Origin of the sequence: Pseudorhizobium halotolerans (genome assembly GCF_902153235.2) — a bacterium.
GTDB classification, from domain to species: Bacteria; Pseudomonadota; Alphaproteobacteria; order Rhizobiales; family Rhizobiaceae; genus Neorhizobium; species Neorhizobium flavum.
On the sequence record NZ_CABFWE030000016.1, the window covers coordinates 208,208 to 225,679 of the forward strand.

Consider the following 17,472-nt stretch of genomic DNA (forward strand, 5'->3'; position numbering starts at 1 on the left):
GGAAGTTCAGCGAGTTCAGGCGACCTGCTTGTCAGACTCAATCTGCAGCGGCGGGGCCGCCGTCCCATTGCCTATCTCGATTCGCCGGGGCTTCATCGCCTCCGGGACTTCCTGCTTTAGGACAATTCGCAGGAGACCGTCGGAGAGCGACGCCGTCTCGACGTGAACATGGTCAGCCAGTTCGAAGCGACGCTCGAACGACTGCCCGCCAATGCCCCGATGTAGGTACTCCCCTTCCTTCTTCTCTGCTTTCGACCCTTTGATGATCAGGACGTTGCGCTCCTGGGTCACGTCGAGATCGCTTTGGCTGAAGCCTGCGACTGCCATGGTGATCGCATACTCGTCATCGCCAAGCTTGACGATGTCGTAGGGTGGCCAGAGGTCAACCGCCTGCAGGCGCTGCGCGTTATTGAGAAGGTTGAACACACGGTCGAAGCCAATGCTGGACCGGTAGAGGGGTGCGAAATCAAGTTCCGTTCTCATTACCATATCCTCCGTAAAGCAACATGGATTGGAGACGCCACCGAAAACCTGCGTCTCCGGCCTATCGGCCCCTACCAAGGCTGCCGATGCAAAGAATCTGGTTGGCGAAAAATGCCTGTTCAAGAACCTCGGATGAAATTTTTCGCCGCTGCGTAATCCCGCTCAGGTATGGGGCAACAGCTACCCGCCCCCCTGCCTTGATGTGCAGTAAGCGCCTACGTTCGCGCCCTTTGACATATACGGTTTTCCTATCAGCTTTAGTGACCTGAGTGGTGTTCTGACTTGAACAGAAGAACGCGGCAAACCACATGGATAATCGGCGTTGGCACAACGCCGTCCTTGTTGATCACAAACAGAATCAGTGAGGTAGAAATGATCTCAAAGCTCTTTGATCGTCCGGTGTATCTGAAGGAACAAAAGAACCTCGTTCGCGAGATTGCGGCCGTGGAGGACGCGATTGATTACCTGGAGGGTTGGCCAGAACGAGACCGGGACCTGATCCATGAAGCGGCCTTGAGGACCTGCTACATGGCACATGACGGTTTGAAACCTCTTCGGGCAGCCCGCGATGCGATACGCTCTTTTGCCAAGAAGAAGGGTATCCTTGCTAAGGAACCTGCTGTGAAGCCTTGGATGATCAGGCCTGTTGGCGGTAGTGGCAGGGCAGCGCTCTAATGCGTTGGAGCGAGAGGCTAAGAAAGCTGCCTCTCGCCTTCATCAAGGCCCATAGGCGCAGAGGCGGCTTCGCTTGGTCCCGCCGCCGTTTTGCACCAGGCGCGGACCTCCGACCACACATCGATATGGTAACGTGGCAGGTGCACACATTCATCTGAGTGACGGACTTGACCTTCCCACGTTGGAAGCATCAGCGTCGAGAACAGACGGTCTGCCAAGCGGCGACACCACCGACCAGAACCGCACCCGAACATTGATAAAGATCAAGGTGCACAATGGGAGGCGTGGCATGGTGAGATGACGGAGGATCGACGATGCGCAGGCTAGCACAGAGAGCGTTGGCATGGAGGCTGCTCGCGGCGCTCCTTGCTGTTGCCCTCGTGTTCAGTGCGCCGGTTACGCATGCGGCTCCGCAGACCTGTCTGGACGGACACCACCAGATAGTGGACGGTGATGCAGGCGACGCGACTTCCAAGCCCGAGCATTCTCCCAACCAGAACTGCTGCAGCGCCATCTGCATCTTCTGCCTCGCGGTTGCTGCGCAGCCCGCAGGATCGGTTCATGCGGTCCTGCTTCTGACCAGGCTCCTGGATATCACTGACGATGTCGCTGGCCACGACCCGTCTCCCGGCTTCGAACCCCCTCGATCCATTGGTTGATGAACTGCTCGCCGCTGGCGGGCCATCCCCACCATTGGGCCGATCACGGCCAAGAAGATCGAGAGAACGTCATGTTTCGTCGTCAATTTCTGAAGACGCTCGCCGTCGGTGCGGCAGCTATCTCACCCCTTGCACAGAAGTCCTGGGCGCTCACTAGCGCAGGACTTCTGTCACCCATCGAACTCGCAGTCACCAAGCGCTCCATTGAAGTGAATGGCCGATCCGCCAGCGTCTTCGGCCTCGTTCAAGGCAATGGACAGGGCGGCCTTACCCTGGACGCAGAGGACGGCTTCAACGTGATGCTGTCCAACACGACGGATGAAGCGACGCTCATTCACTGGCATGGGCTTACCCCTCCATGGGAGATGGACGGTGTCCCCGACAATCCGGCAGCGCTCCTCGCGGCAGGAGAGAAACGGCACTACCAGTTCGATCTCGCAGGCGGCGGCACCCACTGGATGCACGCCCATACACTGCAGGAACAAAGCCTGCTGGCAGCGCCCCTTATCGTGCGGACGGCGGAGGACCGCGCCCGTGACGAGCAGGACCTCGTGATCCTTCTCCACGACTTCTCGTTCAGGTCGCCGGAGGAATTGCTGGCGGAACTGCAGCAAGGTTCCGCGATGGGCGGCGGACACGGTGGCGGCTCGATGCCGATGGATCACGGGAGCATGATGTCCAACATGGCGCAAATGCACGGCGGCGGCATGCCTATGGGTGGCATGACGATGGGCGGCATGGGCATGGGCGGCATGGGTATGATGGACCTGAACGACATCGAGTATGATGCGTACCTCGCCAATGACCGCACGCTGGACGATCCGGAGATCGTGCAGGTCGAGAAGGGTGGCCGCGTTCGGCTACGCATTATCAATGGTGCAACGGCGACCGCCTTCACCATCGACACGGGAACCGTCGTGGGAAGTCTGGCCGCCGTCGATGGCATGGCCATCGAACCCGTCACCGGCACCCGCTTCCCGATCAGCATGGGCCAGCGGCTGGATATCGTGCTGCAACTCCCACCGGGCCCTGTGTCGCTTCCGATCCTTGCCTTGCGCGAAGGCTCTGAGGAGCAAACAGGGGTCATCCTTGCAACGGCTGACGCGTCCATTTCGAAGGTCGCCACAAGAGCTTCTTCCGCCGGACCGGTCCTCGACCTTTCACTGGAGGCGATGCTTAAAGCGGCGTCACCTCTGGACGAGCGGCCCGCAACGAAGACCTATCCTCTGATCCTCTCCGGCAGCATGACCGGCTACTCATGGGGGATCAGCGGCGATGCGATGGCCGCCAATCCCGACGAAAGGGTTCGCATCGTCATGCGCAACATGTCGATGATGGCGCATCCGATGCACCTTCACGGACACCACTTCCAGGCGGTCGGCATCAACGGACAACGCATTCGCGGAGCCGTGAGAGATACGGTTCACGTTCCTCCCATGGCAGAGGTTGCCATCGAGTTCGATGCGAACAACCCCGGCCGCTGGCCGTTCCACTGCCACCACCTCTACCACATGGCGGCGGGGATGATGTCCTTCGTGTCCTATAATCGCGCGATCTGATCGGAGGGCGGAGATGAAGCACGAACATCACGGCCATCATGCTCACGATGATCACCATTCAGAGCATGACCAAGAGCACCGCCATCAGGTGGCAGAGAAGCAATTACCTCCCCCGGCCATGCCGGGGGAAGGCACCGTCTACACCTGCCCGATGCATCCGCAGGTGAGGCAGATCGGCCCCGGTAACTGCCCGATCTGCGGCATGGCACTGGAGCCGGAAGTGGCGACCCTGGAAACGGGGCCAAGTCCGGAACTGGTGGACATGAGCCGACGGTTCTGGATTGGCCTCGTCCTCAGCATCCCGGTCCTTGCTCTGGAGATGGGTGGCCATCTCACGAACCTCCACATGCTGCTGGGGCCACAGACGTCGAACTGGCTGCAGATGGTACTCGCGACACCGGTTGTGCTCTGGGCAGGCTGGCCCTTCTTCGAACGGGGTTGGAAGTCCCTGGTGACCCGTCATTTGAACATGTTCACCCTGATTGCGATGGGGACGGGTGCCGCCTGGGTTTACAGTGTCGTCGCGACGGTTGCGCCAGGCGTCTTTCCAGACACGTTCCGCGCGGAAGAGGGTTCGGTCGCCGTCTACTTCGAGGCGGCCGCCGTCATCACCGTCCTGGTCCTGCTCGGGCAGGTTCTGGAACTGAGGGCACGCGAACAGACAGGCGGGGCGATCCGCGCGCTTCTCGATCTGGCACCAAAGACGGCACGTCGGGTTCTTGCCGATGGAACTGACGAGGATGTCAATCTTGATGCCGTGGCGGTCGGCGACCGCCTCCGGGTTCGACCGGGGGAAAAAGTCCCTGTCGATGGTGTGCTTCTGGAGGGTCGCAGCTCGGTGGATGAATCCATGATCACCGGCGAGTCGATGCCGGTCACCAAGGAGGTCGGGTCGACGCTCATCGGCGGCACCATGAACCAGACCGGCGGCTTCATCATGGAGGCAGGCAAGGTCGGACGCGACACGATGCTCTCCCAGATCGTTCGCATGGTCGCGGACGCCCAACGCTCTCGCGCACCTATCCAGCGCCTCGCAGATGAAGTCTCGGGATGGTTCGTTCCGGTCGTCATCGTGGTTGCGCTCGTCGCGTTCGCCGCCTGGATGATCTATGGGCCTGAGCCTCGTTTCGCTCATGGCCTGGTGGCAGCCGTCGCTGTTCTCATCATTGCCTGCCCCTGTGCCCTTGGGCTTGCGACACCTATGTCGATCATGGTCGGTGTCGGTCGGGGAGCTGGTCTCGGCGTGTTGATCAAGAACGCCGAGGCCCTGGAGCGCTTCGAGAAGGTCGACACGCTCGTCGTCGACAAGACGGGAACCCTGACAGAGGGACGTCCCAAGGTCACTGCCATCGCGCCAGCGGAAGGCATGTCGGAAGAGGAGTTGCTGCGGCTGGCCGCGACGGTCGAACGCTCAAGCGAACATCCGCTGGCACTCGCGATTGTCAACGCGGCCGGTGAGCGTGGCATCACCCTGGGGGATGCCATCGATTTCGACAGCCCTGTGGGCAAGGGAGTGACGGGGACGGTCGAGGGAAAGCGGCTGATCCTCGGCAGTCACCGCATCATGGAGGAAGAGGGTGTCGACGTCAGCGCCATGACCGCGAAGGCGGAGGAGCTGCGCAACGAAGGCGCAACCGTCATATTCACCTCCATCGATGGCAGGCTGGCAGGTCTGTTTGCCATTGCCGATCCCATCAAGCCGACGACACCGGATGCGGTAAAGGCGCTCGTCGAACACGGTGTTCGGGTCGTGATGCTGACGGGCGACAACAAGACGACTGCTCAGGCAGTCGCGCGACGCCTCGGGATTACCGAGGTGGAGGCGGAAGTCCTGCCCGAGGACAAGAGCAAGATCGTCTCGCGCTTGCGCAGTGAAGGCAGGATCGTCGCCATGGCGGGCGATGGTGTTAACGATGCTCCCGCGCTTGCCGCAGCCGATGTCGGTGTCGCCATGGGGACCGGAACCGACGTCGCAATCGAAAGCGCAGGCGTGACACTCCTGAAAGGAGACCTGCAGGGGATCGTCCGGGCACGGCAGATGAGCCGGGCAACGATGAGCAACATCCGGCAGAACCTCTTCTTTGCCTTCATCTACAATGCGGCAGGCGTGCCTGTCGCGGCGGGCGTCCTCTATCCGGTCTTTGGTCTGCTGCTCTCACCGATCATCGCGGCAGCGGCAATGGCACTGTCCTCCGTCAGCGTCATCGCCAACTCCCTTCGCCTGAGAAGCCTGAAGATATGACACCCAACCGCACGCTCCTGCTGATGGCCGCATCCCTGGCGCTGATCCTGTTGTTCTACGTCCTTCGTGAGCACTGGGGGCATGTGCTTGGGTATTTGCCCTACCTGATCCTGTTGGCCTGCCCACTGATACACCTGTTTCATCGACATGGCGGTCACGACCACAAGGATCACCGGTCGTGACCTACAAGCGGTCGGTATCACCCGATAGGCTGGTCGGCATCGTCGAGGCGATGCACGGCTTCCGACCGATCAAGAAGTACCTGTAGTCACCGAACGGATTGTCGTCATGCTGGACATCCTAAAGAACCGAACCTACCGGCACCTGTTCATGGCGCAGGTCATTGCGCTCATCGGGACCGGGCTCGCGACCGTCGCGCTCGGCCTTCTTGCCTACGACATCGCTGGCGCGGAAGCAGGCGCAGTTCTGGGGACGGCACTTGCCATAAAGATGATCGCCTATGTGGGTGTCGCTCCCGTAGCGGGAGCATTCGCGGAAGTTCTCCCTCGCCGCCCCATGCTGGTAACCCTAGACCTCATACGGGCGGGCGTGGCGCTTTGCCTGCCGTTCGTCACGGAGGTCTGGCAGGTCTATGTCCTGATCTTCGTACTGCAGTCTTCCTCGGCAGCATTCACGCCGACCTTCCAGGCGACGATCCCGGATGTGCTCCCCGAGGAGAAGGATTATACGCGAGCCCTATCGCTTTCCCGGCTGGCCTACGATCTGGAAAGCCTCCTCAGCCCTGCTCTGGCGGCACTCCTTCTGACGGCCGTCTCGTTTCATTCCCTGTTCGGCGGAACGGTGATCGGCTTTCTTGCCTCTGCCGCACTGGTAGTATCGGTCGTCCTACCTAAGGCGGCCAAGTCCGAGCGCCGCAGCATCTACAACAGAACTACGCGCGGTATCCGTCTCTACCTCGCCACTCCAAGACTGCGGGGACTGCTGGCGATCAGCTTGGCCGTCTCTGCAGCGGGTTCAATGGTCATCGTCAACACGGTCGTCTTCGTCCAGGCGCAGTTCGGTCTGAGGCAGGAGGACACGGCACTAGCGCTTGCGGCCTTCGGTGGCGGTTCCATGCTGGCGGCCTTCGCCCTTCCAAAGCTGCTGGATCGATTGCCTGACCGTCCGGTGATGGCGGGAGGCTCGGGGATTCTGGTTGCCGGGCTCGTGACGACGGCCTTTGTCGAAACCTATTCTTCGCTGCTTCTGATCTGGTACGTGCTGGGAATCGGTTACTCCGCCGCTCAGACGCCATCGGGCCGCCTGCTTCGTCGTTCCTCCCATGCGGAAGATCGTCCAGCCATGTTCTCAGCACAGTTTGCCCTGTCGCATGCCTGCTGGCTCTTCACCTATCCGCTTGCCGGATGGCTGGGGGCCGCAATCGGCCTCGGTGAAACGGCGCTTGTCCTGTCGGTTATCGCTGTGACTGGACTTGTCGCCGCACTCTACCTATGGCCTTCCTCAGCGGACCTGGAGATCGAGCACAGTCATGAGGACTTGCCTGACCAGGACCCGCATCTGCAGGAAGGGACGCGTCGTGGCCGCCATCGCCACAGCCACGCCATCCTGATTGACCCTCTGCATCCCGAATGGCCGCGCTGACAAAAGCTAAGTTGCTACCCCTTATCCCAGCACTCGTTACCTGCCTGTCTGGTGGATCACCATCCGCTAACCGACCATGGGCGAACCGGCACCTTGAGATGATCACGAACATGCGAGCAGGACTTCTGTTTGCGGTACCGCAAGGATGAGCCGGCGGCGTAGTGTCCAATAAAGGCTGACGAAGTCAGATGTCACAGGACGAAGTAATGATCCGCCACACGCTCTTCCCCGCCATCGCCGCCGCACTGTCGGCCACGGCATTACTGTCGGCCACGGCATTGCCGGTGCTGGCCGACGCCACCCACAATCATCCGGCGGCGAACGGGACCGCTACTGCTCCCCTCGATATCGTACGGGCGGCGACAGACCTTGCTCCGCCAGTAGGTGCGAGGGGACCGGAAACGATCAAGGTGAAGCTCGACACGGTCGAAGTTACTGGCAGCCTGGCGGACGGCGCAACCTACCACTACTGGACCTTCAACAAGAAGGTACCGGGCCCGTTCGTTCGAGCAAGAGTCGGCGACGCCGTCGAAGTTGAACTAACCAACCTTGCCGATAGCAGTGAACGCCACAGCGTGGACTTCCATGCGGTCACGGGACCGGGAGGCGGAGCGGAGGCGACGGACGCCGCACCCGGCGAGAACAAGGGCTTCACCTTCAAAGCAATGAAGCCGGGCCTTTACGTCTACCACTGCGCCGTACCGCTTGCGGCACACCATATTGCCAACGGCATGTACGGGTTGATCCTGGTGGAACCGGAAGGTGGTCTTCCTCCGGTGGACCGCGAATTCTACGTGATGCAAGGCGAGGTTTACACGGAGGAGCCCTATGGCACGAAGGGCAAGTTGACGGAGAGCCTCGACAGGCTAATGGAGGAGACGCCGGAATACTATGTCTTCAACGGCGCAGCCAACGCGCTCACCGGAGACAACGCGCTGACCGCGAAGGTTGGAGAGACTGTGCGCATCTACTTCGGTGTCGGCGGCCCCAACAAGACGTCGAGCTTCCACGTAATCGGCGAAATCTTTGACAAGGTCTATCAACTCGCGTCGCTGACGGCGGAGCCGCTGTCCGACGTGCAGACCATCACGGTACCGCCCGGCGGCGCTGCGGTGGTCGACATGACCATGGACGTTCCTGGTGAGTACGCGCTGGTGGACCATGCTTTGTCACGGGCAGCGCGTGGCTTGGTGGGAAAGCTAATAGTCGAAGGTGAGGAGCGGACGGACATCTTCAAAGCAGCAATGACACCCACTGCCCAGGCGGAGCACGGTAAACACGAGATGCACTGAAGCTTCTCGCGAACGTCCACCGCTTTCCGCGCTTGCCGTGGCGGGTATGCCATCCGGCTCGCTTTTCATGGGGGATGACCCACGGGCTAGCTATGACGTGAGGGCCGTGCCTCGACAGTTCAGCACCTTGCGTCTATCTTGCGGTGAGACCGAGCTAGAGCATTCGCCGCTGCAAGGGGAATCGCCGCAAAGACGCATTACTGGAAAACAAGGCCATCCTCTATGAATGGTCATGCCCGGTCATACATGCCCGTATGGCCTGAAGGCAAAGGACCTGCTCCGCCGCTCTGGCTACGAGGTCGAGGACCACCACCTGACCACCCGTGAAGAGACCGATGCGTTTAAGGCGAAGCATGGTGTCTCGACCACCCCGCAGGTATTGTCAGCGGCTACCGTGTGGGCGGCCACGATGACCTGCGCAGGTTCCTCGGCAAGTCGGTGGCTGACCCCAAGGCGACCACCTATCGACCGGTCATCGTTCTGTTTACGCTGACGGCTCTGATGGCTCTCGCTGCAAGCGATGCCATCCTGGGCGACCCGTTCACACTGTGCGCAGCGGAGTGGTTCATCGCCTTTTTCAATGGTCGTCCTGGCGATGCTGAAGCTCCAGAACGTCGAGAGCTTCGCGACCATGTTCCTGAACTACGACCTCCTGGCTAAACGTTGGGTACCCTACAACTACATCTATCCTTACGCGGAGGGGCTGGCAGGCTTTCTAATGGTGGCGGGAGTGGCGAACTGGCTCTCTGTCCCGGTGGCGCTATTCATCGGCACCATTGGAGCAGTCTTGGTCTTCAAGGCGGTCTACATCGGCAGACGGGAGCTGAAGTGCGCCTGCGTTGGCGAATCGAGCAACGTACCGCTCGGCTTCATCTCGCTGACTGAGAACCTGATGATGATCGCCATGGCGATCTGGATGGCACTCGCTTCGACTGGGCTGACGCCTGGTCACGCGATGTAGTAACAGAGCAAGAGACGCCGAGCCCCGACTCACGAGGGTACTGTAGTGCCTAAACTTAGCGGCATAGGCCATGTCCGCTTTGGGCCGAGTTCTGCCGTGACGCAAAAGCGCGATGACTTATGAGATCATCTTGTGAAGCTGGATGCTCTCTTTGTTGTCTGGATCGAAGATGAAAGGCGTGTACCCAAGCCTTAGATAGAATCCTGATGCAGCGGGACGTGCGTAGACGAGAAGCTCCCTGATACCTAGCGTAGTTGCGAGCCCTTCGAGGCAGCCCATAAGGGCGGTGCCATGCCCAGCTCTTTGTAAATCGGAGACAATTGCCACAAGTCTCACGATGGCCTTCTTATCCGTTTTCTGATCGAGGCGCACGGTACCTATCGGTATTCCGTCAAGCTTCAGCAGGAGCGACAGATTCTCGTCTTTGACCTCCTCCGGGCCGTTGCGAATATACGCGTGGCTCCCACCGAATAAGACGTGGTGCCTTATCTGATCGTAGGCAGCGGCATCGGCAGCGTCTTCAACCAAGGTTAGTACGTAGTTGGCCATCCGAACAAAGTATGCTCGCCAACAGAGCTGTCTATCAAGAAAGTCAGCGTCTGCTTCGAGCCGACGGCCATTATGGCGCAGAAGCGCCATAACGTCCTTTGAAATCATGCTCACACGCAGTAGTTTCTGACCGCCTGAGGGGGCTACAATGGCTTTGACCAGTAAAATAACACCCTACGATGCTCGATGGCCAAGCCTGTTCGATGCTGAAAAGGTCCGCGTGCAGAGGGTGTTTGCACCGCAGGTGGACGTTGAGCATGTCGGAAGCACGGCGGTCCCTGGTCTTGCCGCGAAGCCAGAAATTGACCTCCTGGTAGTGTCAGATCATCAAGATGAAGATCGGGTTGATCAGGAGATGGCGTCGCTTGGATACGAGAGAGGAAAGAACCTCTCAGTTGGGCACATGTTTTACCGACGTGATGTTGGAGGCATCCGGACCCATAAGGTTCATGTGTGTCGGCCAGGGCATTGGCAGGTCTTCAGGATGCTACGCTTTCGTGACATGCTCCGGGAGGACGGCAAATTACGGCACAAGTATCAGCGTCTGAAGCTGGAACTCGAGGCGAGAAATGAGAGCGGCATCAAAGAATACCTAGCCGACAAAGCCCCCTTCATCGATGCCGTGGTAGGACCGCCACCGGAGGCCTGAGAACCGCTTGGGCCGACAGCCGCCTTGACGCCGATTACACCACTACCGGACGTGGTCCGTCGGAGGCTACCTCTGGGGCGAAGGTAGGGGTCAGCTACGTGCCTCAAAAAGCAACTTGCACTCATCCAACCCAGGATTCTCGCACAATTTCAATGGTTTAGCAAACTTACCTTTGAATTCTCTATATTTTCCTACCGCGAGCGACCGTGGATGCCACCTCTGCCCTGGCTTCGGACATCAGTCAACAGGACGGGCGAGCGGCAATAATTTCCGCTCAAGTGGCGAATTCGGGAGCAGGTAACAAACCATATAGACGTCCCCTTTGCGCCCCCAACTCGGTCATAGAGCTCTTCACCACACCTACCCAGAAGCGGACATTGCCCCGGCGGTCGCGTGACATTGCCTGTGCACTGCTAGCGGACGTCGCGATCGCAGATATCATGTGACTGACAAGTCGCCGCGAGCGGAACATCCCCTAAGAATATGATCACGATGGGGCATCGGAGCTGATATTCCACTACCTTTCGAAGTAGTGCAGTGGTGCGAGATACAGCCTGTACCTTTTGGGCTCCTTTGCCCTGACGGATAGCACCGGTAGATCCCTCGCCCCAAAGTCGCAGAAAGCACAAGCGTTGCTGGCGATGCTCGCCTTGGCGCGACGGGGCTTACGTTCACGGGTTTGGCTGCGCGACAAGCTCTGGAGCGACCGATCCGAAGAACACGCGTTCGCTAGCCTCCGACAGACTCTGCTGGAAATCCGAAAATCGCTTGGCTCTGCACGTGAGCTCGTGCAGGCGGACAAGCTGAGCGTATGGCTGGATCTGGAGCAGGTGGAGTTGGATCTCGATCAAGCTACGGCTTGGGACAGAGCGAATGATCAACTCCTGGAGGGCATTGACGTCCGCGATCCGGAGTTTGAGGAATGGCTTAGGCTCGAACGGCAAATTTGGCAAACAGGGCTGCGGCGTGTTCGAGGGCCCGCGATGCCTGATAGAGTTGACGCGGCGGGAAGTTGGGGGGAGCATGGCCGTGCCACGTCCCTGCCGCATACTGCACAGGTGCACCGGGGGTAGGCAGAAGCGCCCGCTCCAGCCAATCGAACTTGGTCGATCTGCGTCAGGTAGGAAATGAGCGGATCAACCAGGAGGTTCAAAGTGCGCAAAGGCAGTCGGGGGAGAATCATTGGTTTAGTTCGCTTTACGTAGTCAGTTCGTCGTCACGTACGAGGACGATCAGTAGAGTGCATCGGCGGACACCCCCGACGATTCAACCTCGCTCCCAGTTCCTAGCTTTGCGCCGCCGAGATAAGTTCTAGGCGTCGAAAAAGGTAGCCGCAAGGCTATCTTTATTGACGGTTCTCAATCTCGTGTTATAGGTATCCTTATGGCTACCTTTCATCCTCACTTGCCCACGATCTTTGCTGCACTTTCAGACCCGACGCGACTGAAGGTCGTCGAACGTCTGGCAATGGGACCTGCTTCCATCTCAGAGCTTTCCAAACCTTTCGAGATGGCGGGCCCCTCCTTCCTCAAGCACATAAAGGTGTTGGAGAACGCGGGTCTGGTACGGTCCCAGAAACTAGGGCGGGTGCGGTCGGTCACATTGGTGCCGGATGCGCTGCGATGGGTAGATGAATGGGCCGACCAGCATCGTGGGCGATGGGAGCAACGCCTTGATCAACTGGGTTCTTTCCTGTCACAAGGGGACAATTGATGGACGGGCAATCACAATACCATCGCGAATTCACGCTTGAGCGCCTCTACCCCAATTGTAGGGCGCACGCCTGGTCAGCCTGGAGCATTCGCGAAAAGAAGGCCGCTTGGCTTAGGAGCGCTACGCTGGAGATGGATTTCTCGGTCGGAGGCGTAGAGCGCAGTGGATTCCGCACGGCGATGGGTCAGCACACGAGCGAGGGTCGCTATTTCGAGATCAAGGAAGGCGAGCGTATCGTTTTCGCTTACTCGATGGCCGTGAATGGGCGCGTCCATACGGTATCCTTGGCCACGATCCTATTCGAAGATGAAGGTGGCGGGACGCGCCTAACCTACACCGAACAGATGTGCGTAATCCCGCCCAGTGATGGCGCGGAGGGACGCGAACATGGGTGGGGTGCGTTGTTGGACGGGTTGGCGGGGTTTCTGGCGGCAGATACCAAGCAAGCTCGACTGAAATAATCTAGCTAGAATGTCTTCTGCAGGCCGTATGCTGAATAGCGTCTTCCTGGAAGACGGATTTACCGCCAGGCAAGCATTACAAGTTTTCGCACATTGCTTTCTGTCTGATTACGGCCAATTACAACTCCTTACATTCAAATATTGCGGATATAAGGAACGCGAATTGTCCAGCTCAGACACCTACACCAACACCGACGATTTGCTCGTTCTCACGACCGATATCGTATCCAGCTACGTCTCAAAGAATGTTGTGCCTGCTGCTGATCTTCCGAAGCTCATCCAGACAGTGCACAGCTCACTCTCCGGAGTCGGCTTGAAAGCAGAAGAGGTCAAAACAGCAGCACCAGAACCCGCTGTTCCAGTCAAGAAATCAATCAAACCAGATGCGATCACTTGCCTGGAGTGCGGGAAAGGCTTCAAATCTCTTCGCAGACACCTGAATACCCATCACGACCAGACCCCTGATGAGTATCGCGCAAAGTGGTCGTTGCCTGCCGATTATCCGATGGTCGCACCAGAATACTCTGAAGCGAGATCGTCCCTGGCAAAATCGATGGGTCTCGGACAGCGCCGAACGAAGGCCAACAAAAAGCGGAAGAGCGCTTAGGCATTTTCGAATGCAGTTACGCGGTTAGGCTCGAAACCCATTGAACTCTTTTAGTTTCTCGGGGGCACGCGGGTCGCTCAGTTCAAGCATAACTGACGGTTCTCAATGATGCCGCTTCTGGTGCTATGAAGCCCGCGAGTGGCCTGGGAGCGTTTTCCGCTTCGCGCCACAAGCGGTCATGGCGACCACCATGGTTTTGTGCAACACGGCGGCTGGCCAGACGAGCGTAGGAAGTTGTCAGATCGCGTTTTCCTCGCTCAAGCGGCCGCAGACTGGATTGGAGGCCTTTGCGCTACGCGTACTTCATGCCGTTTCGTTAGGCGGCTCTACCAAAGCCTCATCGAAATGATTCGGCAGCGCTGCAATCTCATGGTACCGTGCGAGGCACGATCCGCCGCGCCGCGTTGGACGCCCTCTGTCGAAAGAGATCACAGTGCCTGTCGCCGCCACCGTGCTAGTGGTGGAGGACGAACCACTGATCCGTTGGACCATCGCAGAAGACTTGCGCGATGCCGGGTTCAATGTTGTCGAGGCTGCCAATGCGGATGAAGCGATCCTGTGCTTGATCGATAACCGCCAGATCAGCGTCGTTTTCACTGACATCGACATGCCTGGAGCGATGGATGGGCTGAAGCTCGCAGAGTTTGTCCGAGACCGTTGGCCACCCATCAGAATAATCGTGACGTCCGGAAACTGGCGGGGCGCGGATATCGCTCTTCCGGAGACGGAGCGTTTCATTACAAAGCCTTACGATTCCAAAGTTGTCGCAAGGACAATCAACCAGCTCGTCCTGGACTAGGCCGCAGGATGGCAAGCCGCAGTGTGGCGTGGTCATCGTGTGACCTCCCAGTCGTGGAAGTATGAGCAGCGCATTCCCGTTGAAGGAGCGTACCCAATGACAATGTTGACCAGTGTCGAGCATTCAGACTTGTCCGGCGAAATCGAAGACGATGGCGTTACAGTTCAGGTGGACATCTTCCGCGCCGTAGGGAGGCAAGGGGGATGGCTCTTGGAGGTTACCTCTGAGGAGGGTGACATCACCAGGTGGGATGAGCCCTTCGCGAGTGACGAAGATGCGTGGGCGGAGTTTCTGGCGACTGCCGCGCGTGACGGCATCAGATCATTCCATTGCCACGAAAACGAGACGCTCCACTAAAATCGACTCCTCATGACCTTTCGAGCCGCTGTCCGCAAGAGCTTTGCGTTCAGGGATTCCGAGGCCTGTGTAGGAGTTTTCGCCGGAGCCTCGCCTGATGACTAGAAGCTGGAGGGGATATTCTCATGGAGCGCTTTAACATCCTAAAGAACATCGCCAGATTCGTTGAGATTCTCGGGAAGACCGAGGACCCCACTGAACGTGCTCGTCTCGAAGAGTTGCTCCGTTTGGAAGAGGTGAAGCTTGCCAACTTGAATGGGAGATGAGAGTTGAAGCGAACCGATGGCATCCGCCGGTGGAAATGGCGCTGCCGTTCTCAACGGCTGTACGAGAAGCACAAACCAGTCCATCACCCGGCTAGCCGACCTACCATTCGGTCTGCTTTTACCCGCCTCTAGCGACTGCATCATCTTCGGCACATGCAGCAACGAATGGAGCGCGTGCGAATTCCGTCTGCAGTTCTCCTCTGACTGCGGCATGGCATAGCTCGAAGGCGTGCCAATAGGTGGGCCCGGATTTACAGCGGAAGTTCTCACGCATGTGTCGTATAGCATCTGCCGGGCCGCGTATTTGCAGACTTAGGAGATCATCGGTGCCGACGTTGACCGACCGTCTCCATCGCGAAGAGAACAGAATTGTGATCACCGAGGCCATGCAAGGTCCTCTCCTAGCGAGCAGAGGGAAAATCCGCGACAGCTATTGGTATCACGACTTCACCGTCCTGTCCGATTATCCTTCAGAAGCGACCGGGATGCCCCCTTGGAGGACTGAATAGCCTCAGTTTTCCTGGACACCCTCGGGTCGACTTTTCTGCTGCTTGTCCGCCTCGACGGGTGACTGCATCCTGTTCCTGACGTGTTTGCGTTTCGGTTTCGGGAGCTTCATCGCGCGAAACGGAGACCCTGCGGCGTATTGCTCTCGCTTCAGAGGTTAAGGAAGCTTTTGGCAGCCGCGTTGTCTCGGCAGTTTCCACGGCGGCTCATCAAGTGGTGAACCAGTGGTGCTTCAGAAAAAGGCCATTTCGTGCCGGTGAATTGGGGCCCTGATCGAAAACGACTAAACCTGATCCTTCGACTTGCCTATACGTGCATTCGTAGAGCCTGCCGATCAGATGGAACGGGAGCTGACCGGATGCGTGGTTGAATGGCAGGTATCCGGGCTGGTCGAGGATGCTGAAGCCGAGACGATTGGGAAATCTGTCGTCCGCCCTCGCTTGCCGCTGCGCATTTCCGTTTTCCAGCCGATTGACCGAGCCAACAACTTTGCCTGCCGGTATGGCTATTGCTTTCGGCGTTGAGAAGCGCATAGTGCTTGCTCCAGCAGCCACTTTACGGGCGCTGTTGGCGGGGGTTGCGAGACCCCAGCCCCAACCTGAAGGAGGACCAAGATGTCTTCCGCATTTTCAGCAGCACAACTAGCATCCAGGGACGTGCGGGCAAGAACCGCAGCGATCTTTCACACGTGGGCACCAGCGCTATCCATCGGTTTCATCCTATACCTAGTGCTTCGCGATCTGCTCTAGGTGGAGCCCACGCAGAAAAGCACCTACAGGGCTTCATCATGCGGACTTTCTCAAAACGAGTGACTTTCTTGAACCCGTTTCTGCTCCCGGGCATGGTCCAACCTCACCCGCCTGGTGAATTCGACGTTCTAGTCGAGGAAGAACCACTCGACGTTATGTGGGAAGCCTATCACAGGACGCTCACCTTCATGGTGACCTCGCAAGGGCTCACTGAAGCATACAGGGTCAACGAGGAGTCCCTCGATGCACTCATAAGTGCGGATAGGGCGATCCCCGCGAACCCTACCTCGCCCGCGCTGGGACGTTGAACACGCCGCCGCCCGGCAAACCCAGTGTCGCGTCTAGCTCTGATGCAACCTTGAACGAGTTCTTCCTTGAACGTCGGCACCGCCCTTGGATCAAACGCTCGCAAGCAGCATGTTTCAACTGGAGAACATCAAATGTCGCAGCCACGTTACAAGCTTGGAGATGTCGTTGCTTTGAGGAGCAGCCCGTTTCGCCGACTGACGCAAACGGCCGACGGGCGGATTAACTCCGTCCGGAGGGATATCCAGGGAGGCGCTGAGTATCGCGTGCGTCTGACGGGAGAGGTTTTTGAACGATATGTGACCGACGCCGAGATCGACCACGCGGCATCTCAAGCACGCAATCTTGACCTGGCTGAGGCGGTGAACGGCGAATTGCCGGTGACCGGACCATCGCCCTCCTCACTCGGCACGTCCCGATGTCGGAACTGACGCGTTGCCTGGAGCTTGAGCGTCGAAACCACGGAGGAAGACGAGGGCCAATGCGTTATCTGCTTTTCCCGCTAATGGTCTTGGCCACCCCAGCCATGTCGGAAGTTGTCACCCCGAGTGACCCTTACCTTGCTGACGCCGCCATTGTTACTCTTTATCTCGACCAAGACGACAACCGCCACTGGGTAGTTGTCGGAGTCTCGAACAGGACAGAGCGGCCTTTCGATGCCAACTACTCCTGCACCCTTGCAGACGCTGAGGGGTTTGCCGCCGGAGAAGCGGGCGGTGTTGCCAGGGCAGTTCCACCACAACAGATGATTATCTCAAACAGCGTCATCTTCGCCGCGAATGTTGAAAGTGCCGACTGCCGGATCGAGTTCACCACACCGCTCTAATTCTCTGAGCGCCCGAAGGTTGGTTCGACGAGGGATGGTTCTGCCGGTGTCTACGCAATGAAGTCTAATCAGACAGCCAGAAGGTGGGAGACTTCGCTGACGGCTTTTATGACACCGCTCGGCAGGAGCATGAACAAATATGGGTTCCCCGTCAGACGGTACTTGATCTCGCGAAGCCGCAAGACCTTAGGGCTGGAGAAAGCAACCTCG

The 17,472-nt window shown here is 58.6% G+C and carries 19 protein-coding genes and 3 pseudogenes; 17 read left to right on the forward strand and 5 right to left on the reverse strand.

The window, feature by feature from the left end; all coding sequences use genetic code 11:
• Nucleotides 1–15 precede the first annotated feature (15 nt).
• Entirely contained in the window at nucleotides 16–483 is a 468-nt protein-coding gene (locus FN060_RS21330; RefSeq protein WP_142589944.1) for an Hsp20 family protein, read from the reverse strand.
• Between the two features lie 372 nt (nucleotides 484–855).
• On the opposite strand from FN060_RS21330, the gene FN060_RS21335 reads away from it, so the two are divergent.
• Entirely contained in the window at nucleotides 856–1,158 is a 303-nt protein-coding gene (locus FN060_RS21335) for a DUF982 domain-containing protein (RefSeq protein WP_142590144.1), read from the forward strand.
• 323 nt (nucleotides 1,159–1,481) lie between these two features.
• On the opposite strand, the gene FN060_RS21340 is transcribed toward FN060_RS21335, so the two are convergent.
• Nucleotides 1,482–1,775, reverse strand: coding sequence for a hypothetical protein (locus FN060_RS21340; RefSeq protein ID WP_142589945.1), 294 nt, complete (start codon nucleotides 1,773–1,775; stop codon nucleotides 1,482–1,484).
• 113 nt (nucleotides 1,776–1,888) lie between these two features.
• Between FN060_RS21340 and FN060_RS21345 the strand changes: the two genes are divergently transcribed.
• The 7 genes and pseudogenes from FN060_RS21345 (at nucleotide 1,889) to FN060_RS21370 (ending at nucleotide 9,473) form a co-directional block, all read left to right on the forward strand.
• Nucleotides 1,889–3,376, forward strand: coding sequence for a multicopper oxidase family protein (locus FN060_RS21345; protein WP_142589946.1), 1,488 nt, complete (start codon nucleotides 1,889–1,891; stop codon nucleotides 3,374–3,376).
• Nucleotides 3,377–3,494: 118 nt separating this feature from the next.
• Complete coding sequence (locus FN060_RS21350; RefSeq protein ID WP_244665922.1) at nucleotides 3,495–5,618, forward strand: copper-transporting P-type ATPase; 2,124 nt, start codon at nucleotides 3,495–3,497, stop codon at nucleotides 5,616–5,618.
• Entirely contained in the window at nucleotides 5,615–5,800 is a 186-nt protein-coding gene (locus tag FN060_RS21355) for a DUF2933 domain-containing protein (protein WP_142589948.1), read from the forward strand. Before FN060_RS21350 ends, FN060_RS21355 begins: the two co-directional genes overlap by 4 nt.
• A gap of 106 nt (nucleotides 5,801–5,906) precedes the next feature.
• Nucleotides 5,907–7,220, forward strand: coding sequence for an MFS transporter (locus FN060_RS21360; RefSeq protein ID WP_142589949.1), 1,314 nt, complete (start codon nucleotides 5,907–5,909; stop codon nucleotides 7,218–7,220).
• A gap of 206 nt (nucleotides 7,221–7,426) precedes the next feature.
• Nucleotides 7,427–8,512 (forward strand): copper-containing nitrite reductase, encoded by a 1,086-nt coding sequence (nirK, locus tag FN060_RS21365; RefSeq protein WP_142589950.1) that lies wholly within the window; start codon nucleotides 7,427–7,429, stop codon nucleotides 8,510–8,512.
• A 10-nt stretch (nucleotides 8,513–8,522) separates the two neighbouring features.
• Nucleotides 8,523–8,670: pseudogene (locus tag FN060_RS23315) on the forward strand (DUF411 domain-containing protein); the annotation flags it as partial.
• Between the two features lie 42 nt (nucleotides 8,671–8,712).
• A pseudogene (locus FN060_RS21370) lies at nucleotides 8,713–9,473 on the forward strand (MauE/DoxX family redox-associated membrane protein).
• 117 nt (nucleotides 9,474–9,590) lie between these two features.
• On the opposite strand, the gene FN060_RS21375 reads toward FN060_RS21370, so the two are convergent.
• Nucleotides 9,591–10,022 (reverse strand): GNAT family N-acetyltransferase, encoded by a 432-nt coding sequence (locus FN060_RS21375; RefSeq protein ID WP_183949855.1) that lies wholly within the window; start codon nucleotides 10,020–10,022, stop codon nucleotides 9,591–9,593.
• Between the two features lie 148 nt (nucleotides 10,023–10,170).
• On the opposite strand from FN060_RS21375, the gene FN060_RS21380 reads away from it, so the two are divergent.
• From FN060_RS21380 to FN060_RS21405, 7 genes and pseudogenes are all read left to right on the forward strand, one after another.
• Nucleotides 10,171–10,671, forward strand: coding sequence for a GrpB family protein (locus FN060_RS21380; protein ID WP_142589952.1), 501 nt, complete (start codon nucleotides 10,171–10,173; stop codon nucleotides 10,669–10,671).
• Between the two features lie 554 nt (nucleotides 10,672–11,225).
• Nucleotides 11,226–11,633 (forward strand): annotated as a pseudogene (locus FN060_RS23480) (AfsR/SARP family transcriptional regulator); the annotation flags it as partial.
• 421 nt (nucleotides 11,634–12,054) lie between these two features.
• Entirely contained in the window at nucleotides 12,055–12,384 is a 330-nt protein-coding gene (locus FN060_RS21385) for an ArsR/SmtB family transcription factor (RefSeq protein WP_142589953.1), read from the forward strand.
• Nucleotides 12,384–12,845, forward strand: coding sequence for an SRPBCC domain-containing protein (locus FN060_RS21390; RefSeq protein WP_142589954.1), 462 nt, complete (start codon nucleotides 12,384–12,386; stop codon nucleotides 12,843–12,845). The genes FN060_RS21385 and FN060_RS21390 overlap by 1 nt, the downstream gene beginning before the upstream one ends.
• Before the next feature lie 163 nt (nucleotides 12,846–13,008).
• The gene (locus FN060_RS21395; protein ID WP_244665923.1) at nucleotides 13,009–13,452 is read left to right on the forward strand and encodes a Ros/MucR family transcriptional regulator; all 444 of its coding nucleotides are present in this window, start codon (nucleotides 13,009–13,011) and stop codon (nucleotides 13,450–13,452) included.
• A gap of 433 nt (nucleotides 13,453–13,885) precedes the next feature.
• On the forward strand, nucleotides 13,886–14,251 hold the full coding sequence (locus FN060_RS21400) for a response regulator (protein WP_235864363.1): 366 nt from the start codon (nucleotides 13,886–13,888) through the stop codon (nucleotides 14,249–14,251).
• 96 nt (nucleotides 14,252–14,347) lie between these two features.
• Nucleotides 14,348–14,608 carry a hypothetical protein gene (locus tag FN060_RS21405; protein WP_077549632.1) on the forward strand — a complete coding sequence of 87 codons (261 nt, stop codon included), beginning with the start codon at nucleotides 14,348–14,350 and terminating at the stop codon, nucleotides 14,606–14,608.
• A 384-nt stretch (nucleotides 14,609–14,992) separates the two neighbouring features.
• Here the strand turns inward: FN060_RS21405 and FN060_RS23615 are convergent, their stop codons facing one another.
• Together FN060_RS23615 and FN060_RS23435 are read right to left on the reverse strand one after the other, a co-directional pair.
• Nucleotides 14,993–15,262, reverse strand: a complete 270-nt coding sequence (locus FN060_RS23615) for a DUF982 domain-containing protein (protein ID WP_077549631.1) — start codon at nucleotides 15,260–15,262, stop codon at nucleotides 14,993–14,995.
• Nucleotides 15,263–15,590: 328 nt separating this feature from the next.
• Entirely contained in the window at nucleotides 15,591–15,914 is a 324-nt protein-coding gene (locus FN060_RS23435; RefSeq protein WP_280514353.1) for a hypothetical protein, read from the reverse strand.
• A 590-nt stretch (nucleotides 15,915–16,504) separates the two neighbouring features.
• On the opposite strand from FN060_RS23435, the gene FN060_RS21420 reads away from it, so the two are divergent.
• Nucleotides 16,505–16,867: a hypothetical protein gene (locus FN060_RS21420; protein WP_142589956.1), complete on the forward strand. Its 363-nt coding sequence runs from the start codon at nucleotides 16,505–16,507 to the stop codon at nucleotides 16,865–16,867.
• 50 nt (nucleotides 16,868–16,917) lie between these two features.
• Nucleotides 16,918–17,262, forward strand: coding sequence for a hypothetical protein (locus FN060_RS21425; protein WP_142589957.1), 345 nt, complete (start codon nucleotides 16,918–16,920; stop codon nucleotides 17,260–17,262).
• The last annotated feature ends 210 nt before the right edge of the window (nucleotides 17,263–17,472 follow it).